The sequence below is a fragment of the Streptomyces sp. NBC_00690 genome, assembly GCF_036226685.1.
Lineage (GTDB): Bacteria > Actinomycetota > Actinomycetes > Streptomycetales > Streptomycetaceae > Streptomyces.
This window is the reverse complement of the sequence record NZ_CP109009.1, coordinates 493,219-515,606: the sequence shown is the minus strand read 5'-3', so window position 1 is coordinate 515,606 and position 22,388 is coordinate 493,219. Positions and strand designations below refer to the sequence as shown.

Annotated in this window: 19 protein-coding genes; 10 read left to right on the top strand and 9 right to left on the bottom strand. The window is 68.4% G+C overall.

Annotated elements, in window-relative coordinates; translation table 11 throughout:
- Nucleotides 1-276: 276 nt before the first annotated feature.
- The 5 genes from OID54_RS02250 (at nucleotide 277) to OID54_RS02230 (ending at nucleotide 5,396) form a co-directional block, all read left to right on the top strand.
- The gene (locus OID54_RS02250; RefSeq protein WP_329013110.1) at nucleotides 277-801 is read left to right on the top strand and encodes a gamma carbonic anhydrase family protein; all 525 of its coding nucleotides are present in this window, start codon (nucleotides 277-279) and stop codon (nucleotides 799-801) included.
- A 58-nt stretch (nucleotides 802-859) separates the two neighbouring features.
- On the top strand, nucleotides 860-2,290 hold the full coding sequence (locus tag OID54_RS02245; protein ID WP_329013107.1) for an MFS transporter: 1,431 nt from the start codon (nucleotides 860-862) through the stop codon (nucleotides 2,288-2,290).
- Nucleotides 2,291-2,617: 327 nt separating this feature from the next.
- On the top strand, nucleotides 2,618-3,640 hold the full coding sequence (locus tag OID54_RS02240) for a 3-keto-5-aminohexanoate cleavage protein (RefSeq protein WP_329013102.1): 1,023 nt from the start codon (nucleotides 2,618-2,620) through the stop codon (nucleotides 3,638-3,640).
- A 2-nt stretch (nucleotides 3,641-3,642) separates the two neighbouring features.
- The gene (locus OID54_RS02235) at nucleotides 3,643-4,671 is read left to right on the top strand and encodes a hypothetical protein (protein WP_329013099.1); all 1,029 of its coding nucleotides are present in this window, start codon (nucleotides 3,643-3,645) and stop codon (nucleotides 4,669-4,671) included.
- Nucleotides 4,668-5,396 carry a DUF6081 family protein gene (locus OID54_RS02230; RefSeq protein ID WP_329013096.1) on the top strand — a complete coding sequence of 243 codons (729 nt, stop codon included), beginning with the start codon at nucleotides 4,668-4,670 and terminating at the stop codon, nucleotides 5,394-5,396. The genes OID54_RS02235 and OID54_RS02230 overlap by 4 nt, the downstream gene beginning before the upstream one ends.
- Nucleotides 5,397-5,481: 85 nt before the next feature.
- Here the strand turns inward: OID54_RS02230 and OID54_RS02225 are convergent, their stop codons facing one another.
- Nucleotides 5,482-6,591 (bottom strand): aminoglycoside phosphotransferase family protein, encoded by a 1,110-nt coding sequence (locus OID54_RS02225; protein ID WP_329013093.1) that lies wholly within the window; start codon nucleotides 6,589-6,591, stop codon nucleotides 5,482-5,484.
- A 234-nt stretch (nucleotides 6,592-6,825) separates the two neighbouring features.
- On the opposite strand from OID54_RS02225, the gene OID54_RS02220 reads away from it, so the two are divergent.
- On the top strand, nucleotides 6,826-8,319 hold the full coding sequence (locus OID54_RS02220; RefSeq protein WP_329013089.1) for a DNA-binding protein NsdB: 1,494 nt from the start codon (nucleotides 6,826-6,828) through the stop codon (nucleotides 8,317-8,319).
- A 51-nt stretch (nucleotides 8,320-8,370) separates the two neighbouring features.
- On the opposite strand, the gene OID54_RS02215 is transcribed toward OID54_RS02220, so the two are convergent.
- On the bottom strand, nucleotides 8,371-9,804 hold the full coding sequence (locus OID54_RS02215; RefSeq protein WP_329013086.1) for a PP2C family protein-serine/threonine phosphatase: 1,434 nt from the start codon (nucleotides 9,802-9,804) through the stop codon (nucleotides 8,371-8,373).
- Between the two features lie 737 nt (nucleotides 9,805-10,541).
- Between OID54_RS02215 and OID54_RS02210 the strand changes: the two genes are divergently transcribed.
- The 3 genes from OID54_RS02210 (at nucleotide 10,542) to OID54_RS02200 (ending at nucleotide 12,325) form a co-directional block, all read left to right on the top strand.
- Nucleotides 10,542-11,267, top strand: a complete 726-nt coding sequence (locus OID54_RS02210; protein WP_329013083.1) for a siderophore-interacting protein — start codon at nucleotides 10,542-10,544, stop codon at nucleotides 11,265-11,267.
- A gap of 123 nt (nucleotides 11,268-11,390) precedes the next feature.
- Complete coding sequence (locus OID54_RS02205) at nucleotides 11,391-11,771, top strand: VOC family protein (protein ID WP_329013080.1); 381 nt, start codon at nucleotides 11,391-11,393, stop codon at nucleotides 11,769-11,771.
- Between the two features lie 23 nt (nucleotides 11,772-11,794).
- On the top strand, nucleotides 11,795-12,325 hold the full coding sequence (locus OID54_RS02200) for a GNAT family N-acetyltransferase (RefSeq protein ID WP_329013076.1): 531 nt from the start codon (nucleotides 11,795-11,797) through the stop codon (nucleotides 12,323-12,325).
- 63 nt (nucleotides 12,326-12,388) lie between these two features.
- On the opposite strand, the gene secD is transcribed toward OID54_RS02200, so the two are convergent.
- The 5 genes from secD to OID54_RS02175 form a co-directional block, all read right to left on the bottom strand.
- The gene (gene secD, locus OID54_RS02195) at nucleotides 12,389-14,683 is read right to left on the bottom strand and encodes a protein translocase subunit SecD (protein WP_329013073.1); all 2,295 of its coding nucleotides are present in this window, start codon (nucleotides 14,681-14,683) and stop codon (nucleotides 12,389-12,391) included.
- A 123-nt stretch (nucleotides 14,684-14,806) separates the two neighbouring features.
- Nucleotides 14,807-15,229: a hypothetical protein gene (locus tag OID54_RS02190; protein WP_329013070.1), complete on the bottom strand. Its 423-nt coding sequence runs from the start codon at nucleotides 15,227-15,229 to the stop codon at nucleotides 14,807-14,809.
- 161 nt (nucleotides 15,230-15,390) lie between these two features.
- The gene (locus tag OID54_RS02185) at nucleotides 15,391-16,308 is read right to left on the bottom strand and encodes a S1 family peptidase (RefSeq protein WP_329013068.1); all 918 of its coding nucleotides are present in this window, start codon (nucleotides 16,306-16,308) and stop codon (nucleotides 15,391-15,393) included.
- A gap of 717 nt (nucleotides 16,309-17,025) precedes the next feature.
- Complete coding sequence (locus OID54_RS02180; protein WP_329013065.1) at nucleotides 17,026-17,919, bottom strand: hypothetical protein; 894 nt, start codon at nucleotides 17,917-17,919, stop codon at nucleotides 17,026-17,028.
- The gene (locus OID54_RS02175) at nucleotides 17,916-18,959 is read right to left on the bottom strand and encodes an SPFH domain-containing protein (protein WP_329013062.1); all 1,044 of its coding nucleotides are present in this window, start codon (nucleotides 18,957-18,959) and stop codon (nucleotides 17,916-17,918) included. The genes OID54_RS02180 and OID54_RS02175 overlap by 4 nt, the downstream gene beginning before the upstream one ends.
- A 226-nt stretch (nucleotides 18,960-19,185) precedes the next feature.
- Between OID54_RS02175 and OID54_RS02170 the strand changes: the two genes are divergently transcribed.
- Entirely contained in the window at nucleotides 19,186-19,749 is a 564-nt protein-coding gene (locus OID54_RS02170) for a DUF2165 domain-containing protein (protein ID WP_329013059.1), read from the top strand.
- A gap of 31 nt (nucleotides 19,750-19,780) precedes the next feature.
- On the opposite strand, the gene OID54_RS02165 is transcribed toward OID54_RS02170, so the two are convergent.
- A complete protein-coding gene (locus OID54_RS02165; protein ID WP_329013056.1) occupies nucleotides 19,781-20,524 on the bottom strand; it encodes a hypothetical protein in 744 nt (247 codons plus the stop codon).
- A complete protein-coding gene (locus OID54_RS02160; RefSeq protein ID WP_329013053.1) occupies nucleotides 20,521-22,278 on the bottom strand; it encodes a serine/threonine-protein kinase in 1,758 nt (585 codons plus the stop codon). Before OID54_RS02160 ends, OID54_RS02165 begins: the two co-directional genes overlap by 4 nt.
- Nucleotides 22,279-22,388 lie beyond the last annotated feature (110 nt).

Genomic DNA, 22,388 nt, shown 5'->3' with positions numbered 1-22,388 from the left:
CGATCCCACCCGTACCAGCGCCGCCACTCCCGTCCGGGTGGCGGTTTTTTGTCGGGGTACGGATGCGGCCCCGCATGCCCTCATCGCCGCGCCGCCTAGCGCCCTGAATCCCACCCGAGTGCGTCGGGCAGTCGAACGCCACCCAACCGATGTTGTTACATTCATAAGTCGGGTATGTTCAGAACGTTAATTCAGTGATGATCCCGGCCTGCGCCCCTCGGCCCGGCCGCTCCGCCGCTCCCGCTTCCGTCGGGAAGCCACCGAGGAGGACGTCTCATGCCCGTCTACGCTCTCGGAGCCGATGAACCCCAGATCCACCCCAGGGCCTATGTCCACCCGGACGCCGTCGTCATCGGACGGGTCTCCATCGGCGAGGACGCCACGATCTGGCCGGGCGCCGTGCTGCGCGGCGATCACGGTGGATACATCGAGGTGGGCCCGCGAACCTCGATCCAGGACGGAACGGTTCTGCACACCACCGAGCAGTGGCCCACCGTGATCGGCCCCGAATGCGTCGTTGGGCACAACGCCCATCTGGAGGGCTGCACCGTGGAGCGCCGCTGCCTCATCGGCTCCGGCTCGGTCACCCTCAACCGGGCCGTGGTGCGCACCGGCGCGGTGGTGGGCGCCGCGGCCCTGGTGCCGGAGGGGTTCGAAGTTCCACCGGACACCATGGCGCTCGGGGTGCCCGTGACGCTACGGAAGCGCCGCATCGACCCGGCATGGCTGGACTCCGCGATCCGCAGCTACGTCGAAGCTGGCGCGCACTACCGCTCCGGACTGCGCCGGATCGACCGCTGAGGGCGGTGGTCGTCGTACGAGCGACTCGACCAGGCGCCCTGCGGAGAAGAGGCGGGCCGTGAGATGCCGACGCACCCGTTCGGCTCGCGTCCCACGCACCCGCCGGGCCCGCCCCCAGGAGGCGTTCGACCGCCGCCTGATCGCCCCGCTGGTGCTCGGAGCGGTCTTGAACCCGCTCAACTCGTCCATCGTCGCGGTCTCGCTCGTGCCGATAGGGGAGGCCCTCGGCGCACTGCCCTCGCAGACCGCATGGCTGGTCTCCGCCCTCTATCTGGCCGCGGCGGTCGGCCAGCCCGTCGCCGGGTGGTTGATCGACGTGCACGGCCCCCGCCGGCTCTTCCTCCTCGGCGCTGGACTGGTCGGCTTCGCCGGACTCCTCGGCGTCCTCGCCCCCAATCTCGGCATCCTGATCGTCGCCCGCATCCTGCTGGGTCTGGGCACCTGCGCCGGCTACCCGGCCGCGATGCACCTCATCGCCAGTGAGGCCGAGCGCACCGGCCGAGACAGCCCGGGCAGGGTCCTGACGCTGCTCGCCATCGCAGGTCAGAGCGTCTCCGTCGTCGGTCCCACACTCGGCGGCCTACTCATCGGGCTGGGCGGCTGGCGGGCCACCTTCGCCATCAACATCCCGCTGGCGGCAGCCTGCCTCGCCCTCGGGGCGCTACGCCTGCCCAAGGCTTCCCGTTTCGAACATCCGGCCGACGACCGACGACCCGCCAGACCGGACCTCTCGGGCATGACGCTCTTCGCCGCGACCCTGCTCGCCCTGCTCCTGTTCCTGATGAGCCCGCGGGCCGCCCACTGGTACCTGCCCGTGCTGGCCGGCGCGGCGGCGGTCGCCCTCACAATCCGCGAACTACGGGCGACGAAGCCCTTCATCGATCTGCGCATGCTCCGCGGCAACATCCCCCTGCTCGCCACCTACCTTCGGAATCTGCTGGCCACGGCCGTGTGCTACTGCTTCCTGTACGGGTACGCCCAGTGGCTGGGGGAGGGGCGAGGGCTGTCGGCTCCCGCAGTCGGGCTCCTGCTGCTGCCGCTGTTCCTGGCCGCGGTCACCGCGTCCGCCCTCAGTGGACGTCGCAAGGGCGCCGTGCGCGGACAGCTCGTCCTGGGTGGCATCGCCCAGCTCGCGGCCTGTGCCCTGCTGCTTCTGATCGACTCGGCCAGTGCCCTCTGGCTCCTCCTCGCCGTCGCCGCCGTGATGGGCGTCTCCCAGGGATTGACCGGCCTCGCCGTGCAGAGTGCGATGTACTACCAGGCCGATCGGGAACGTCTGGGATCTTCCGCAGGGCTGCTGCGGACTTCCACCTACGTCGGCGCGATGTCCTCGGCCGCGGCCACCGCCGCGTTCTACGGTGCCGGAGCGGACACCGGTGCTTTGCATCGACTCGCCCTGTTCATGCTCGCCGTCGCCGCGCTGTCTCTTGTGGTGACACTTCTGGACCGCTCCCTGGGTCGCCTCGGCACCCGTCCGAAAGGGCCGTAGCGTCGCGCACGGGCTCCGCTCGGGGACACATCTGCGGGATGTGGCCGAGCGCGGCCCGACATTTCGCCGATGAGGGAACCTCCCTCCACGCACACACGCAGTCGCCGCGGATGGGGCGGAGTGTGTCCTCACCACGGTGATCGATCGCCCGATGGGCCCGTCCCGATGCACCGAATCGGGTGGTCGTTGGATGTGGAGCCGGCCAAGGGGTTGACACCGATTTAACAGACTGTTGATATGTGACTTGAATATGTAACACGGTCTGGTGAGTGCGAAGGGCCGGGGTCGGACCCGCCGGGAGCCACCAGAGACAAGAAGGGCGGCCTCATGTTCGACCTCAGTAAAGACTGGAACAGCCTTCCCAGCCGTAAGGAACTTGAGGACGCACGCGACGTCCGCGAGATGGACGCACCGCCGGCGCCGGAGGTCCAGCCGCCGTGGGACATTCCCGACGTGGTGGCGGTGACGGCCGCGGTCTCCGGGCGGATCGTCCGGGATCTGGACGAAGATGCGCCGCTGCAGTACGCGGTGGACTACGACAGCTTCGTGCAGTCAGCCGTTGACTCCATCGACGCGGGCGCGTGCGGCATTCACATCGACTTCGGTGGCATCCCCGCCATCCAGGAGTCGGGCCTGTCCGTTCCGGAGAGCTACTCGAAGATCATCTCGGGCATCGACGAGAGGACCCGTCGCGACTGGGTGCGCGATGCCAACATCCTGCGCGGCGAGAACTTTGCGGAGAACGTCTTCCCCATCTCAACAGGGCTCGCCGAGACCGCCCCGATGGCGCCGAACTTCCCGGTCCAGTGGATGGAGTCGGCCGCTCAGGTCGCCGCCTCCCAGGGCGGACAGGTCTTCTTCGCCATCCACTCCACCGCCGAGGTCGACCTCGCCAATCGGCTGGTCCTCTCCAAGGGGATCCTGCCCGGCCCGAGCTGCTGGATCATCCTGATCGGCTATCCCTACAACGATGCCACCGACCGGCTCGCGACCTATCTGGCCCACCCCAAGGCGATGGCCTTCGAACTGATCCAGATCGTGGACCGGATCCGGGAGATCGACGCGGACGCGTTCATCCAGGTCTGCGCCGCCGGGCGGGCCGGCCACTACCTGGCGACCCAGGCCATGCTGCTTGGACTGCACGTCCGTGTCGGCACCGAGGACGCGGCCTACCGCTTCCCGCACCGCAACGAACTGCTGAGCAGCAGTGTGGAAATGGTCGAGCGTGCCAAGGCGACCGCGGAGGTACTCGGCCGCCGCCTCGCCACCGCAGACGAAATGCGCCAGATGATCGGCATGGCACCGCGCAAGGCCGACGACAGCACCCTCACCACCGCATCGAGGAGGTAGCCATGTCCACGGAACCGTTCATGGACCTGTACAGCCGCAATGGGTTCGCCGGACCCGCCACCATGCTCGTCCGCCACCACTACGCACCCGACTACACCGCGGTCAAGGGCGACTACGTGCCCCGCCGGATTGACACCGCGGAACTCGACCCCGCGTTGTTCGCCGACCCCCGGTCCCTGCCGCAGCCCGTCCTGGTGGCGGATGACGTCCGGCTCGAAGCCTGGCACCGTCAGGAGCCAACGCCGTTCGCGCTGCGGAACGTGTTCATGGACGAACTCCACTTCGTACTCTCCGGTTCGGCCCGGCTGGAGACCAACTTCGGTGTGTTGGATCTGAGCCAGGGCGACTTCGTACTCATCCCGCGCGCAGTCATCTACCGCCTGACCCGGGTGGAAGACCTTCAGCTGCTGATCGTCGCCTCCGACAGCCGACTGGAAGTGAAGCCGGACAACCCTGGCGTGCTCAACATCGGGATGCACCTCGACATCCCGGCGATCGACCAGGCGCCCGCACCGGAGCCAGGGGAGTACGAGGTCCTCGTCAGGCACGGCGACGAAACCACGTCGTACTTCTACGCCCACGACCCGGTGCCGGTGGTCGCCGTGGCCGGACCCCCGATGGTCCAGCGGTTCAACCTCAACCACGTACAGGGAATCTCCGTCCCGGTAGGCTCCCTCCCGCCCGGTCGACTGATCGACGACGAGACGACCCGGACACTCGTCTACTACCTCGGTGCCCGGCCGGCGACCCGCTCACCCGTCCATCACAACGCCGACTACGACGAGATCATCGTCTATGCCGCAGGGCCCGGCACTTACGGCGCAGTCAATGTGCCCGGGACGGTCATGTTCACCCCCAAGGGGGTCATCCACCAAGGGCCGGACGAGAACGTCCCGGACGGCTATGTGGCCTGGTTGCTCGAAACCCGCTCGCCGATGCGTCCCACCCCGGCCGCGCTCGCGGTCAGCCGGCTGATGGAGACCAGCCAGTTCGACGTGCACCCCTCAGAGACCACGGAGTCAGCGAAATGACACGCGCAATAGACGCCTACGACGACTTCCAGCAGCCGGAACTCGACCCGCAGCGCTGGGCGATCCAGACGAACCCCTTGGCCGAGGGCGGATTCTGGACGTTGGAGGAGCCCACCGCGAAGACCACGATCGACGGTGGCACGCTGCAACTCCGGGTCGAGAAGTACGAGCGGTTCCACGACACCCTCCAGATCTGCGACAACCCCAAGCACCTGGTGGCCAGCACCTCCGCCTTCCAGGTCGCAGCGCAGGGGGAGACCGTCTTCTCGGTGGAGATGGCCGTCGAGAACATCGGTGGTAACCCCGACGACTTCCGTGACGCGTTCGCGAGCTTCAACCTGATCGACTACGAGACCGCGATGATCTTCGATCATGCCGCCACCAGCCGTCGTACCTACGCCATCCACGAACGGCTCAGGCTGCCCGGGTTCGACCCGGCCAGTGCCTTCACCTGGTTCGTGGAGGCACCCCTGTCGGGCCTCACGATCGACCCCACCGAGTTCCACGAGTACGCCATCGTCTTCGACCGTGAAGCCGGCCAGGCCAGTTGGTACATCGACGACCGACTCACCTACGAAGCACGCGACATCGAAGTTCCGCCGACCCTGCGCGTCGGCATGGGGCTGTTCACACTGCATCCCCTGCACGACGGACGCAGCGTCTCACTGCGCGGCCAGGGCATGGCCGGGCAGTGGCGCAACCTCCGGGTGCCCGAGCGGGCCTGACCCCTTCGGTACGGCCGAACGGCATGCGCTGTGCGCCCGGTGCCGATACACCGGGCGCACAGCGCAGTTCCCCCTCGGTAACCGGTCAGCGGGTCCCGACCGCGGCCCGCACGGCGCGCCGGGCCATCGCGGCGTCATCGTGCAACCGTCGTAGCAACAGCCGTTGTTCCTCGCCGGCTGCCATACCCCCCGCTCCGCCCCCCGGACCGGACTCACGGATCGTGCGCTGCACCGCCGTTTCGTAGGTACGGATCTCCCGCGTCAACACCAACATCAGGTTCACGAGGAACGCATCACGCGCCGCCGGGCCCTCCCGCTGCGCCAGTTGGCTGATGTGTCGACGGGCGGCCGGAGCATCCCCGAGAACGGACCAGAGGGTCGCCAGGTCATAGCCCGGTAGGTACCAACCCGCGTGCTCCCAGTCGACGAGGATCGGACCGGTGGGCGACAGCAGGATGTTGGACAACAGGGCGTCGCCGTGGCAGAACTGGCTCATGCTCTGGCGCCCGCCCGCCTGGGCCAGGCCGTGCAACAGCTTGTGAAGGTCCCCGAGGTCACGGTCCGTGAGAAGCCCGAGCTCGTGATAGTGCGCGATGCGTGAGGTGTAGTCGAGCGGACGGTCGAACACCTCGGCGGGAGGGCGCCAGTTGTTCAGCCGACCGAGCGAGCCGAGGACCGCCCGGATGTCGGCACGCGGCGGCGCTTCGGACGGGTGGCGGACCAGGGCCGCGGGACGGCCGGGCATCCGCTCGATCACCAAGGTGCAGTTGTCGGGGTCGGCGGCGATCAGCCGCGGGGCCCGGACCAACGGGCGATGCCGCACGAAGGTCCGGTAGACCGCTATTTCGTGCCGGAACCGCTCGACCCAGACGGGCGAGTGGTCCAACAGGCACTTGGCGACGGCGGTGGCGCGACCGGTGGTGCCGACGATGAGTACGGAACGTCCGCTGCGGCGCAGCACCTGGACCGGATTGAACTCCGGGCAGATCCGGTGCACGGACGCCACGGCCATGCGCAGTTGAGCTCCCTGCGGACCGGACAGATCAAGTCTCCCGCTCAGCTGGCCGCCGACCACGGCCGGCCGACGCATCCGGGTCGCCGCGTGCACGGGTCCGGAGTACGGTCCGGTGCCCACCGGGACGGTGGCGCGCTGCGGCCGGTGTGGCGCGGACACGGAGGACGATGCTGTGTACATGGGGGTGACAGATCCCTTCGCGCGCCGACAGTCTGCAAGCGCTGCCCCGTCCCGACAACGCGATCGCATCCTGGGGAATGCGACCGGTTGCCGGGCCGGGGTGGCGCGTTCCTACGTCACACCAGCGCACGGGTGGCACACCATCTGGCGGACCCTGGCGAAACCCTGGCGAATAGTCGCCACCCCCCTGACGGAGGGTTACTGTCGACTCAGCCGAGAACCTGGGGGCTTGACGTGACCGGAGTACCCAACACCCGTCTGTGTGACCTGTTCGGCCTGGCCGGCTGGTCCAAAGGCGAACTCGCAAGACTCGTGAACCGGCAGGCGGCGGCCATGGGCCATCCCCAGCTGGCGACCGACACCTCGCGGGTACGGCGCTGGATCGACATGGGGGAGACCCCGCGCGACCCCGTGCCCCGGGTGCTGGCGGCTCTGTTCACCGAGCGGCTCGGCCGTGTCGTGACCATCGAGGATCTCGGCTTTGCACGGAACGGGCGAGCGGGTAAACGGAAGGGCGCGCAGGGAGCGGACAACCCTGACGGCCTTCCCTGGGCGCCCGACCGGACGGCGGCGGTCCTCACCGAATTCACGGGAATGGACCTCATGCTCAACCGACGCGGCTTGGTGGGCGCGGGCGCCGCGCTCGCCGCAGGAACTGCCCTCAGCAGCGCCATGCACGAATGGCTGCACACCGACCCCGCACTGGCCCGAGACGTCCCCTACACCGACAACCCCCTGCACGCGGACCCCGCGGGCTACGACCGCTACGAGGCCGCACCCATCGGGTCGCAGGAGATCGAGGCGCTGGAGCGTTCCGTCGACATCTTCCGTGCGTGGGACGCCTCCCGCGGTGGCGGACTCCAACGCAAGGCCGTCGTGGGTCAGCTCAACGAAGTGGGCGGCATGCTCGCCTACCGGCATCCCGAACACCTACAGCGACGACTGTGGGGGGTCGCCGCGAACCTCGCCGTACTCGCCGGCTGGATGTCCCACGACGTCGGCCTCGAACCCACCGCCCAGAAGTACTTCGTCATCGCGGCACACGCGGCCAGAGAAGGCGGAGACCGCCCCAGGGCAGGAGAGGCGCTCTCCCGTGCCGCCCGGCAGATGGTCCACCTGGGGCGTCCCGATGATGCGCTCGACCTGATGAAGCTCGCCAAATCAGGCTCGGGCGAGGAGACGTTGCCCCGCACCCAAGCCATGCTCCACACCATCGAGGCGTGGGCCCAGGCGGCGAAGGGTCAAGGGCAGGCGATGCGGCGAACGCTGGGCGAGGCGGAGGAGCTCTTCGTCTCCGACAAGGGGGACGTACCAGCACCGAGTTGGATGCAGATGTTCGACGAGGCCGATCTGCACGGGATGGAAGCCCTGGCGTACCGGACCCTGGCCGAACACGAGCCCGCCGCTGCCACAATCGCCCAGAACCATGCCAAGCAGGCGTTGGAGCTGCGGGCGGGCGGGCGTCAGCGGTCGAAGATCTTCGACTACATTTCGCTGGCGTCCGCCTGCTTCATCGCGGACGACCCCGAACAGGCCGATCGTTATGCCAGGTTGGCGCTTGTGTCGATGGGCGAGACCTCGTCGCATCGCACCTGGGACCGGCTGCGGGAGATGTATCGACTCACCGGGCAGTACTCGGGCCATGGAAAGATCGAGGACCTGCGTCAGGAGATCAGGCTCGCGCTGCCCAACAGTCCCTCTCTAAGGGCGAGAAGCGTCGACATCTGATCCGATCCCTGCCCCGAGCTGCGGTCGCCGCCTGCGGAGTGATTGCTGCCGTCAGGGGCAGACCTTGGCCACGAGGACGCAGGCGTCATCCATGCGGTTGTCCGTGCCACACGCCTCGACCACGATCCGGACGCATTCTTGGGCGTCTTGGGCTTGAGCGAGACGTGGTGCCAACGCCAACAGGCGATCTGCTCCGTCGTTCTCGTCGGCCGCATTCTTGCGGGTGAGACCGTCCGTGTGGAGAACGAGGAGGTCTCCGGGCAGGAGGGTCACTTCCGCTTGCTCGTACTCGGCGTGGGAGGTGGCACCGAGCAGCACTCCATCGGGCCGTGACAAGGCACGCCCCGTCCCGTTGCGGAACAGCAGGGGGACGGGGTGGCCGGCCTGCGCCCAGGACACTGTCCGGTTCATGGGATCGAAGCGGCAGCAGACCGCGCTTCCCAGCGCGGGCTGTGTCGATGTCTCCAGGAGCCGGTTGGCGTGCCCGAGCACCTCGCCCGGCTCGATTCCGGCGACGCCGAGGCCACGCAGCGCACCGAGCAGCAGAGCCATGGTGGAGGTGGCCGCCACCCCGTGTCCGGTGAGGTCTCCCACGCTGAACATCGACTGACCGGAGGGAAGCTGGAGGGCGTCGTACCAGTCGCCGCCGATCAGAGCGCTGTTCACGGAGGGCAGGTAGTGCGCTGCCAGGTCCAGCCCTGCCGTGTCGCCCAGCGGAAGGTGAACGGAGCTGCGCCAGGGCGGCAGTACGGCCTCTTGGAGTTCCACCGCGAGCCGGTGCTCGGTCTGCTCGAAGTGCTGTTGTCGGTGGAGCGAGTCACGGCTCTCACGGACCGCCCGCTCGCTGCGTCGCAGTTCGCTGACATCGCGGAAAACCGCCCACATGGAGGCGGTTGAGCCATCGGGGTCAAGAACGGGTTCGCCCGTCATATGGACCGTACGAACCCGGCCGTCGGCGCGCACCAGGCGGAACTCCCCGTCGATGGGGCGTCCGTCGACCAGACATGCGGTGACCATCGCCGTCAGCAACGACTGGTCCTCGGCGAACACGACCGAGGGCAGTTCGTCGAGGGTCATGGGCCCCCGCTGCGGTGAGCGGCCCATGATGTGGAACAGCTCGTCGGACCAACTCACCTCGTCCGTGAGGAGATTCCATTCGGCGCTGCCCACGCGGCTCAGGAGTGAGCCGGTCCGTTGGTCGTCGCGCCCGGGGAGTGATCGGTCGACATGGCCCGCGACCTCCGGGCGGGGCAACCCTTCCTTCAGCTGACCCAGATGAGTGCCCAGGTCGTCCAGTTGGTGGACGGCGAGATCGCAGAGCGCGCGCTGCCACCTGCCCGCCGGGTCGTCCAGGTCGACGACGGCGTCGCGGCGTACGGCGTCCACATCGCCCCTGAGCCGGTGCGTCCGGGTGATCAAGGCGTCGACGGCGCCGCGCTCTGGAGGCTGCGCGGCAGGACGGTCCGCGAACACATGGGACGGCATGTCGTACTCCGATACAGGCGTGGCCGGGGGGCCAGGTCTGAGACACGGTCTGAACAGTGGACCGTTACGACTCTTGCACAGGGAGCGATGGCCCGTAAGGGATTTGGCAACACTCGATGTGGTGGTGCCCCGGTCATATGCTACTGGTAGGTCCGGCTCGGAGCGGAGGACCCTGGCTGGCCACCGCCCCCACCGTTTTATCCGCTGGCAGAGACGCGAGCAAGGCGGATTCCAGCTGATTCAGGCGCATTCCTGACTGTCGAGTTTCAACCCTTGGACATGGCGGGCAGACCGCCCGTGTTCACCAGGACGTCGCTCTCACGTGTTCTCCCGGGTCTCCCCGTTCGAACGCGACGGTGTTCCGGAGCCGAACGCGGCGATCCCTACGACGGCCAGACCTCCCGAGCGCCGCGTTCTGTCGCCGAGATCCCGGGATTCCATGACCCCGGAAGCAGGGCTCGACTCCCGCGCGGGCGTCGCACGGGTCTGCACCGACCCTGAAGTCGTCCGGCTCAGCGGGCGATGGCCATGCCGAAGGGCACCGGTCCCAGTGCGCGTACCAGATCGCCGATCATCAGCACGAAGGACTCGGGCCCCCGGGCCGTACGTACGCCTCCGAGGTCGATGATCCACTCCGGAGGCGGCCCACGATCTTCCGTTCTAGTGAGGTTAGGCTGCCCTAAATTGGTGCTACTGTCCCGAGACACATTCGGGCTGGTTAGGGGAGGCGGGCGAGCATGGGGCACGGCTGGGAGGGTGTGGTCCTCAAGCTGATGCGCGGCAAGGACTTCGCGTTCACCGTGAGCGGGGTCGAGCAGGTCACCGAACGCTTTCGGCGCGTGCACTTCACCGATGGCGGCATGCTGGCGCAGACCGGTGTCCACCCGACCATGTGGGTTCGGGTCTGGTTCGACAACGGCGACAAGCCCCATCAGCGGGCCTACACCCTCGTGGATCCCGATTCCGAAGCAGGCACCTTCAGCATCGAGTTCGCCCTGCACGACGGGCGGGCCAGCGACTGGGCGCGCTCGGCGAAGGTGGGCGACCGCGTCGACGCCACCCTCCAAGGCACCGGATTCACCGCCCCCGCGCCGCTCCCGAAGCGCCTCTTCGTCATCGGCGACCCGGCGTCCCTCCCCGCGATCAACTCCCTCCTCGATGCGCTACCGGACACTCCCGCGACGATCTGGTTCGAGACCGGCGACGTGGTCGAGGAAGAACTGCCACTGAGGTTGCACGCCGACCGGCATGAACTGCGCCGGGTTCCACGCAAGGAGCGCGGTGCCCATCTGGTGGCACAGGTCAAGGAGTCGCTGCCCGAACTGATCGACGACCCCTCTGGCGCGTATGTCTGGGTCGCCTGTGACACCGCCACCACGCGGTCGCTCTCGTCGTACCTCCGCAAGGAACTCGCACTGCCGAAGGACCGCATCCACACCCTGGGATACTGGCGCGCTGCCTGACCGCCCAACACCTGCGGATGTCTGTCCTGGTCGGAGCGGCCGATCTCTTCCCGAGCTGGCACTCATCCGCCAGGTGTTATGGGCGGGAGTGCACGGGGGTCGTTGGCGGGGAAGGGTGGAGGAGTGACGGATGCTCCTCGGTTCACCCTGGCCAGCGTGGTCATCGACTGCCGCGATGCACATGCCCTCGCCGCCTTCTACGGGCGATTGCTGGGGTGGGAGGTCACCGCCAGCGAACCCGACTGGGTCCAGTTGCGCTCCCCGGACGGGGGCCCTGCGCTCTCCCTCCAGGGCGAGGCGGGCTATGTCCCGCCCCGATGGCCCGAGGAAGTAGGTGAGCAGCAGAAGATGCTGCACCTGGACATCCATGTCGATGATCTGGAGGTGGCAACCCGGCGTGCGGTCGCCCTGGGGGCAAGGGAGGCTGCCGGCCAGCCACAGGACGATGTCCGGGTCCTCTTCGACCCCGCTGGCCATCCCTTCTGCCTCTTTCTTCACACCTGAACGGTGAATGTAATACTCACTTCATGAGTTCACGTATGACGACCCGGGATCGGCGAGGGCGACGGGAACGGGGCCCGACCGTGCGGATCGCACGGGCGACCGCCCGGGACGCCAAACGCCTCACCGCGATGGTGCGCCGCTCACGCGCCTACGAGGGCGGCTATGCGTCGATGGTCGCCGGGTACCGGGTGGGGCCCGACTACATCGAAGCGCACTCGGTGCACATCGCGATCGGCGAGGACGACGCAGTGCTCGGGTTCTATGCGCTCCTCCTCGACCCGCCGGAGCTCGATCTGATGTTCGTGGCGGACCGGGCCCAGGGGCTCGGTGTCGGACGCCAGCTGATCACCCACATGATCACCGAGGCGCGAAGCGCCGGCCTCGCTGCCGTTCGTGTCGTCTCCCACCCCCCGGCCGAAGGCTTCTACCGCAGCGTCGGCGCCCAACGCACGGGCACCGTCGCCGCGCAGCCGTCCGTGGTGAACTGGGACCGGCCCGAGTTGATGTTCCATCTCGACCGCTTCGACGAGGCCTACTCCACCACGTCCAGCTAGCCGCCGTGGAGCGCGGGGCGAGCAGCTGCCCGCCCCGCACATCGGCCGGCCCACGTCAGTCGTTCACACCACCGCTCCCGTTCCGCGGTCCTTTCGCTTCGTCCCCGTCGGCCGGGAACGCGGTCGATCGGGATAGCGATGCTGGAGGCCAACGGCGATCGGCATCGCGGTGAAGACGGTCGACGCCATGCCCGCCACGACTCCCACGAGCAGGGCGATGGAGAAGTCGGTCAAGGAGTCCCCACCCAGTACGGCGAGCGCAATTAGGACGAACAGCGCACCCATTCCCGTGTTCACGGTACGGGGAAGCGTCTGTGCGACGGCCTTGTCCGCAAGCTCCGGCCATGCGCCGCGCGGTGCCGCGCGGCGCAGTTCTCGGAGTCGGTCGAGGACCACGACCGTATCGTTGACCGAATATCCGACCACGGTGAGCAGGGCCGCCAGGAACACGCTGTCCACCGGCTTGCCCAACCAGGCGAACAACCCCACCACCAGCAGGACGTCCTGGACCATTGCCGCTACCGCCGCCGTTGCGAAGGTCCAGCGGAACCGTACGGTCAGATAGACCAGTTGCGCTGCCACGGCCACCGACAACGCGATCAGCGCGTGTTGGCGCAACTCGCTGCCGAGGCTCGGCCCGATCGTGTCGTCCCGTTCGACCGCGACCTCGCCGACGGCCTTCTCCAATGCGCCGCGGACCTTCTCCTGCTCCTCGTTGTCGAGCTCTCCGGTACGTACGGTGATGGACTGCTCGCCCGTCGCCTGCACCACGGCCCGCGGGAAACCCGCGTCCGCCACGGCCTGCCGGGCGATGTCCGCGTCCACCGGGCGCTCCGCCGCGTACTGGATCTGCCGCCCGCCCGTGAACTCGACGCCGAACTCCAGGCCGCGGACGCCGATGCCGCCCAGAGCGAACAGCAACAGCGCTGCGCAACCGCCGAGCCAACGGCGCCTGTTCCGCATCAGTCGCGGCGGGCGCTTCGCCAGAGCTGCCCTTACCCGTCCCGTCAGCGTCAGACCGGTGATCGCGGGCCTCTTGCGCACCCAGCCCCGACGCAGTGCCCACTCGGCGAGCAGCCGGGTGATGAGCATCGCCGACACCAGGGACACCACGACACCGATCGCGAGCGTCACCCCGAATCCCTTGACCGGTCCGATGGCGAAGACGAACAGCAGGCCGGCGGCGAGCAGGGTCGTCACATGGGAGTCGGCGACGGCGCTCCACGCCTTGTCGAATCCGACGCGCAACGGACGCCGTAGATCCATCGCTCGGTCCGGGGAGCGCAGATACTCCTCCCGTGCGCGTTCGAAGACCAGCACATTCGCATCGACGGCGATACCGATCGCCAGGACGAATCCGGCGAGTCCCGGCAGGGTCAGCGTGGCGCCGAGCGCGACGACCGCGGCGTACGACATCAGCCCGTACAGGGTGAGTGCGATGGTGGCGAGCAGTCCGACCAGCCGGTACACGGCGATGATGAACACGCCGGTACAGATCAGACCGATCACGGCCGCGAGTGCGCTCGCCTGGATGGCTTCCTTGCCGAGTGTCGGTCCGACCACGCTCTGTTCGATCGTCGTCACCGGAACGGGCAGGGCGCCTCCCTTGACCAGGGCCGCCAGATCACGCGCCTCCTCGGCGCTGAAGCCACCGGTGATCTGGGCGTTCCCGCCGCTGATGCCCGCTCCGCACTGCACTGACTGTTCCATGCCGGGAGCCGACACGATCGCGTCGTCCAGGACGATCGCGACCCGCCGCGCCGGATCACCAGGTGCTGCGCAAGCGGCCTCTCCGGTGATCCGTGCCCAGTCCTTGCCGCCACCACGGAAGGAGAGGTCGACCGTCCAGCCACGACCGGACTGGGCGTCCAGGACGGCGGAAGCGTCCTTGACCCCCTCGCCGGTCAGCCCGGGCGGTGCCAGCCGCAGAAAGCTGCCGGATGCGTCCGGATCGGGCAGGACGCGTGATCCGTCCGCTGCGGGACCGCTCTTGGGTCCCGCAGTCATCTCCTGTACGGGGTGGAAGGTGAGCTGCGCGGTACGGCCGATGACCTCGGCTGCTTCACGGGGGTCGCGTACTCCGGGCAGTTCGACGACGATGCGCTGTTCACCGGAGCGGGCCAGCGACGGTTCCGACACTCCCAGGGCGTCGACGCGTTGCCGAAGCACTTCCAGTGCCCGGTCGGTCGCTGCGGCGTCGGCCTTCACGGTGGGGGAATCCCGGGTCTCCAGGACGATGCGGGTGCCACCTCGTAGATCGAGTCCGAGGCGGGGCGGGTTGGTCAGAGCCACACCGACCGACAGGGCGATGAGGACGAGCGCCAGAAGGGCGCGCCAGAACGTGGCGCGACGAGACATGAGGACTCCACGGGCAGCGCGCAGAGCGCCGACGGGCGCCTGCGGACAGCGGAAAGGTCAAGGAGCACCTGCTCGGGCACCCCGGCACGGTCGTGCGGCGGGGTGGGCAGGTGCTGAAGGACGTCAGCTGCTCGGTGTGGAGGGCGGTGCGCGGGTGTGTCGCGGGCTGTACGGGGAACCGGGCGGTGCGCGCTCCTGGCGCGGTCCGACGGAGGCGTCACCGACCGACGGGCGCGGGAAGTCGAATGCGACCGGTCCGGCCGGGGCGGGGGGCGCGAGGAGCAGTCGGGCGCCGGTGTCGACCGCCACGGCCTCCTCGACGCCGGTGCGCACCAGACGGCGCACCTCGGAATCGGTCTCCTGATGGGGTGAACCGGTCCGGGAGGTTTCGGCGCGGACGGGCATCATGGGGCCGACGGGCGCCGTGTGAGTGGTGGTGACGCCCGTCGTGTGCGGGACGCCGACCAGGACCGAGAAGGTCCCCCAGACGGCGAGCAGGACCGATGTCAGCGCTGCCGCGACGAGGAGTCGGGTGCGTGCGTGCATCGCCATCCCCTCCCGTCGCGATCCCTTGTTGACCTTCACCATAGGCGACGCCCCGGTGGGGACGACAGCGATGCCCTTGCCACCATTGCGCCTCGCTCCATGAGGGCGAACGGCCGGTGGCCCCCATCCGTCGAAGGGGGCCACCGATGGTGCTCGCTGTGTCAGAACACGCTCAGGCCGTACAGGCCCAAGGGCTCGGTGACGGGCTGGTAGAAGGTCGTCCCGCCCACCGAACAGTTGCCGCTGCCGCCGGAGAGCAGTCCGTGTGCCGTGGAACCGGAGAACAGCGGGCCGCCGCTGTCGCCGGGCTGGGCGCAGACATTGGTCTGGATCAGGCCGTAGACGAGCTGTCCGCCGCCGTAATTCACCGTGGCGTTGAGACCGGTCACCCGGCCGCTGTGGTAGCCCGTGGTGGAGCCGGTGCGCTCGACGAACTGACCGACGGCGGGGGTGCCCGCGTTGACGATGTCCCGGTACGTGCCGTTGTACAGGTAGACGCGGCCGTCGGCGGCGGCGCGGTTCGCATGCCGGATGATGCCGTAGTCGTCGACGGGGAAGCTGGAGGCCACGGTGGTGCCGAGCAGCACGGTGTTGGCCGGGTTGGTGTACCAGGTGCTTCGGCCGTTGGTGCAGTGTCCCGCGGTGAGTGCGTAGTAGATCCCGGCGCGGACCGCGTTGAAGCCGAGGGAGCACCGGGCCCCGGTCGAGTAGATGGCCTCGCCGCCGGCTATCAGTCTGTTGAAGGTGCCGGCGGTCCGTTTGATCTCCAGGGTGCCGGCCCGTGCGCCTGCGGTCTCCTTGAGCTGGGCCAGCTGTCCGGTCGTGACCCGTTGGTCGGCGGTAACGACGATCTTGCCGCTCTTTTGGTCCGTGTACCAGGCCGTGCCCGCGACATCGGCTTCGAGGACCGCTTCACTGGCCTGGGCGAGCTGCGCCGATGTGGCCCGCGCCGTGCCGCTCGGTTCGGCGACCGCGTGGGGCGCGGCCAAGGCGGTGACCGTGACCAGGCTGGCGGTGACCGCGACCATACGGGCGCGTCCGGTGAAGGAGCCGAGGGGTAAGAGTCGCTTCAGTTTCACTGCAACCTCCGATGGAGATCGAGGGGCCCGGTGGGAGGACGGGCCCTGGGCAGTGCGATCGACAGACTCTCCGACCGGTGTGGTCATGAGCCTGTCAATCGACGTGTTGGTGATCCTCGGGTCGCGAAGTGCGGTAGGGCAAGTTCGCTTTTCGGGCACCTATCACGTGATGAGTGACGTTCGGCCGGAGTGGCCGGATCAATGCATGACCCACGAATGGCGGCGTGCGGAAATGGTGGGTCGGTCCTGACGCGACGTAGTCGCTTCCACCCTTTTGTTGGTGTACGAGCAATTGGGTTGCCTTCTGCCCATGGCATGCATTTCATGGGGGAGTGCTCTTTGGCTCGGAAAGCAGGAAAGCCTCGTGGTTCAGCCAGCTCACAAGCTGATCGACGGTGGATCGTCAATCGCCGAGCGGGTACGGCTCGGTGTTTGGTGTCCCTCGAAGAACGCGCGTCCGGTGGTGCCCCGGCTTCATATGGTCAGTGTCGCGTCGCTGTATGCACCAAGGCGCGGTGCTCCGCGGTGTCCGGTGGCGGGATGACGTCCTGCTCCCATGAAGGTCGCGCGTGAAAGGCACTCACCGGTGCCGGTGAGCCCGTGACGTACTGGGCCCCTTGCCCCGCTATGCCCGATTGGTGCTCTGACCTGTTCTGCGCGCGTCCACCACTTTCGGGCGCTCCATCACCCGGCTTCACGCTGACCGAGCCACCTTCCTCACACCAGCCGCAACCGTCTGGCCGCGATGCCCACCCGCACGGTCTGGCCCCACGTCAGTTCCAGCGCATCGCTCTCGATGCCGTCCCCGAAGGCGACGAGACGGTCGGACTCCACGGTGAGCCGGAGCTCCTCCGCGCCGGCCAGCGTCCCCTCGATCAGCCGGGTGCCGGTGGCGGGCGAGGGCCACGCCTCGCGCACGAACCACAGCAGCCGGGGATCGGCCGGAGCGGGGAGCGGCAGTGCGCTGCTCCTCTCCTGCCAGAGCGAGCGCAGCCAACCCGTCGACCCCGTGCCGGTTCCCACCAGCACACCCGAGGACGCCTGCGTCTCCGGATCGGTGGCTGCGGAAGGCGTGAGGCGGTAGCGAGCGCTCTGATGGCCCGGACTGCCGAAGTAGATCTCGTTCAGGGCGCACAGTCGCTCACCGTTGTCGGCCGCGGCCTCCACCATGGTGAGTTCATCGATCGCGGGGCCGCCCGCGGCGGCTGCCGACAACAGCCGGGCGGTGTCACGCGGGCGGTGCCGCACCAAGGTCCCGAGACCTCGGCCGGGCTCGGTGTCGATGCCCACCACCGGCTGCTCCGAGAGGTACTTCGCCGTGTTGGCCACCAGCCCGTCCGCCCCCACCACCACGACCACGTCCTCGGGTCCGAAGAGGAACCGGTCAAGGTCGGTTCGCTCCAGGCGGGCCTGGCGCCAACTCGGCGGAATGGCGGCCTCTACCTCGCTGAGCGAGAGCTGTTTTCTCCGGTGCCGCGCGACCACGTCGTCGATGCCACGTCCGCGCGACGAGAGGAAGAACTCGGCCTGGCCATGGGTGCCGTGGCGGGCGAGCAACTCCTCGTACTCACTCGTCCGGTGGACCACCACTGCCCGAGGAGCCAGGCTCACCTCCGGTCTCCTGTGGGTGGAGCCGGGATTTCGTGGCCGGTGCTACCGGCGGCGCCCAGCTTCGCGAGCAGTCCGGTGAGGACGTCGGGGGAAATGGTGAGACTGTCGATGCGCGGCAGATTCTCGGCGAGTCGTGATCCGGTGAGGGCGTGCAGCGTTGCCGCGTCCACCTCGGAGTGGACACGCAGCCAGGCCGACTGGGCGTCGGCGCGTGCTTCTCCTGCTGCGCGCGTCGCCTCTGCCTGCGCCGTCGCGAGCCGCACGGTGCGCAGGGCCTCCGCCTCGGTTCGCACTCCGTCGGCAGCTGCCTTCTCCTCGGCCTCGCGGCGGGCGTTCGTGCCGCGCTGCTCGACCAACAGTTCCTCCTGCCGGGCCAATTCGATCTTGCTGGCCAACTCGTTCTCGGCAATCGCGCGTTCGCGCTGGACGGCATTGGCGCGCCGCTCGTAGGTGGCTCGATCCGCATCCTGTTGGATCTGTTCGCGCGCCGGGGTGCGCAGGGCCCGTTCCACCTCCGGTTCGGGTCGGATCGCCACCACCCGGACGGCGACGAGTGCGATACCGGTGGCCGAGAGCCGGGGTTCGTCCCCGAGCCCGTCGGCGATGCGTCCCCGCACTGCTGAGACCCCGTCAACCAGCGCGGCGGACAAGGGCGTACGGGCGAGCACATCCAGTGCGTGCTGCTGGGCGGTCTCAGTCAACAGGGTGGAGATCTGCGGGAGCGGTGCGCCGCGCCACGCTCCGGTGTCGGGATCGATCGAGAAGTCGATCCGCTCGGCCGCAACGGCCGGATCGGCGATGCGGTACGTGACCGTTGCCTGGACGGTCACGTCCTGGAAGTCCGCGGTGCGTGCGTGGAAGACCATGGATTCTTCCCGATCGTCGACCGGGACTTCGCACAGGGCGGCGGTCAGAGCGCGAAACCAGAAGCTCAACCCCGTCCCGTCGTGGACGAGTTGACCCCTGTGATGGTGGCGAATGTGCGCGGTTGGTGTCGAGCGAAGATGACGCCAACCGAATCGCCGAACGATGTCAGCCATGCCTACCCCCCTTTTTTCGTCTCTCTGACGATAGCCGCGAGGAGGCTTATCGTCAAGTAGACGAGATGAGGGGCTCTGGTTGCACGGTTCACGTGGTCGCCGCCCTGCCCAACGGCCGGAAAGTGTCGCTAGGTTGGCGTCATTTCGCCATGCTGAGGAGTTCATCGAGAAACGTGCCACGATGGAAAGGGAAAAGGTCGCCGAATGCGTGGGGTAGGGGAAGAGCATGGCAGCGGTTGAGCGCCGAGGGGGCGTTAAGTACGGGCGGATTCTCTCATTGGGGACATTGCCGGGAGCGGCTACCGCCCTCACCGCTACGATTGCGGTGTATATGACATTGGTGGCATGGGGAAACATCTCTGATTTCGACACCAACAGACAATTCGTCCGCCATGTCCTGGCGATGGACACCACATTCAAGGACGAAGACGTCATGTGGCGCGCCATCGAATCCCGAACCATCAGCGATATCGCCTATGTTGCGATTATTGTCTGGGAGACGCTGGCAGCCCTGGTCCTCGCCGCGGCGACCTGGCTGTGGACGAAGAGCCTGCGCAGGGGCGACTTCCGGCGGGCCAGGAAGACCACCACCTTCGGCCTGACGATGACCCTGCTCCTCTTCGGGCTGGGATTCATCGCCATCGGGGGCGAGTGGTTCCAGATGTGGCAGTCGCCGCAGTGGAACGGACTGGAGCCGGCGGGCCGCAATGTGATGATGGCCGCGGTGGTCCTCATCGTGATCCATCTGCCCGGAGTCCGAGGTAACCACGAGCGCACGGCGCACCGTTGAGGAAGGCGCGAGGGACCTTGCAGATTGCCGATCAGCCGTTGCACGCATAGCTGAATCGGCCGATCGCACGCTCGGTCGAGGGGGAGAGGATCTGGAGTTCGGCGCTTGCGCGGTACGCACCCGTGCCGTGGAACGTCCAGAGCAGGTGCAATCGAGCGGTCTTCTGCCCACGGGCCAAGGTCTCCCGCAATTGCCCCGAACGCGTTCCATCGCTGCGCACCCAGCGGTAGTGAAGCGTTCCGGGGTGTCCGTCGGTGCGCACCTCGGCGACGAGGTCGGCGGTGCTGTCACAGCCGATGGCGGTGGAGCGGGGGTCCACCGAGACGCCCTCCACCGCCAGGGAGCTGCCGTAGCGCTGCCAGGCGAGGAACGACAGGACAAGAGCCAGTACGGTCGCCGCCAGGGCGTACCGGCGCAGCCCTCGCGCACGGGCGTGCCTGCGCCCGTGCGGTGCGGCGGTGCCCTGGCGGTCGGCCGAATGGGCGCCGTGCCACACGGCTGTGGCGATGGAGGGGGCGGGGACGCCCGGGGGCGAGGCCGTCACCCCCGGTCCGAACCGCAACACCTCGCCCTCCACCCGGTCGGGCTGTACGGCACCCCAGGGGAGCGGCTGCACCAGAGTGGGACGGTCGATCCCGTGCGCGGCGCGCGGCCCTTCGAACCAGTGGCTCCCCAGAGCGGTCGCACTGTAGTCGTCCCCGCCGGGCCCTGGTTGGGGCCCGGGAGAACCATCACCCTGGTGCCCTCCACGGTACGGAGGCGGTGGCTCGTTCATTGGAGGGCGCACCCCCGTGTGATCTGGCGGGTGGATTCCCCGCTGGTCGCATTCGGCTGTGTCGTGGCACGAACGCCCAGGTAGCAGCCCGTCCCCTGAAAAGCGTGACTGGGGGTGAGGGCGTACTCCTGGGCGCCCTGCAAAGTGAAGCTCTCCGACCCCTCGGCCATCCCGAGTTCGCCCGGGACATCGCCGGTGTACCAGGTGACGACGACGGTGACGGTGCCCGTCCCATCGGTCAGCACGCTGATGGCCGCGTCCGCGACAGGCCCTCGGCGCCGCTGTTGGAAGGAATTGACCGCCACCGAGCGGACCCGAACCGGGGGCGTGGCCGATGCCGAGGGACTCGGACGAGTGCTCGGCGGCGGGCTCACCGAGGGGGAAACCACCGGCGCGGACGAGAACTGTGGCGTCGAGGGCACGGGCGCAGCCGTTTCGGACGCGGAAGCCTCGGGCCCGGTGCTCAGCGACGATGAGGGCGTCGGCGACGGTGAGGAGATCTCCAGCAGCGAAGGCGAGGGCTCGGGGGGCCCGGAACTCTGCGCTTCGGCGGTCGGTGCCGCAGGTGTCGACTCGGGGGACGCGCTGGTGGTGGCGAGGTTCTGGGCGCTCGCCCGCACCGGGGTGCTGGCGGCCGATTCCTGGACGATGATCAGGGCGAGCAGTCCGGCGAGAACGGCGAGTGCCACGGCCAGGGCGAGGGCACTGGCCAGAACTCCCCGGAGCGCCGAGGTGAGGTCACGACCGGAACCAGGACCACCGGGAACGAGCCCGCCTTCCGTAGGATCGGGCCGCCGGAGTGCGGTGGTAGCCAGTTCGGTGGTGCCTTCCGCCTCGCCGGCGAAGGGGAACAGAAGGGGCAGCAGTGCGGCGAGGGCCGCGAGTTTACGCTGTCCCCGCTCCTCCCACTCGGGCCCGTACGCCCGCTGTGCGATCGAATCCAGTTCGGCCACGAACACAGCGGCGTTCGCAGGACGGTCCGCGGGCGACTTTGCCAGCCCCCGCCGGATCAGGGGGCGTACGGCCTCCGGTGCGTCCTCGTCCGGTACCGGCGTTTCGATGTGTTGCAGGGCGAGCTCCGCGAAGTTCTCTCCCGAGTAGGGCTTGTGCCCGGTCAGGCACTCGTAGAAGGTCGCCGTCGCCGCATAGACGTCAGCAGCCGGTGAGGCGGGCTCCCCCTGCCACTGCTCCGGGGCCATGTAGGCCGGAGTGCCGGCCACCTCCACCGTCGATCCGTGGTCCACGGCGATGCCGAAGTCGACCAGCTTGGACGAGCCGTCCGCGGCGACCAGAACGTTGTCCGGTTTGTAGTCACGGTGCACCACACCTGCTCGGTGTGCTGCGGCCAATCCCAGGAGGGAGCCCTTCAGCACCACGAGAGCAGCTTCCGGGCCGGTGGTCGCCCCTTCTTCGCGCAGCAGCGCACGCAGGGCGATGCCGTCGACCAACTCCATCACGATGGCTGCCCCGTGGGGCGACTCGACGTACTCGTACAGTCTGACGACGTGGGGCGAGTCCAGCCCGCCGAGGAGCCGGGCCTCCGCACGGAAGCCTTGGACAAAGCTGGGGTTCGACCTCAGCCGTTCACTGAGGTACTTGATCGCCACTGGTGTCCCGGTGGTGTCATGGACCGCTTGGACGACTCGTCCGCTCGCACCTGAGCCCAGCTCTCGGACATCGGTGTACCCCGGAACCGACCACGTGTTCATCCCGTCCCCCTCGCCGCCCCGGCCGGTGTCCAGCGCGGTCGTCAACGACCGCACGATGACCGGCCCTGGCTGCCGCACGGCATCCACCCGCTCTCCCCACAGCAGACACCATTGCCGACCGCCGCGGTTCCCGCCCCCGCCATGGTTACGTCGAA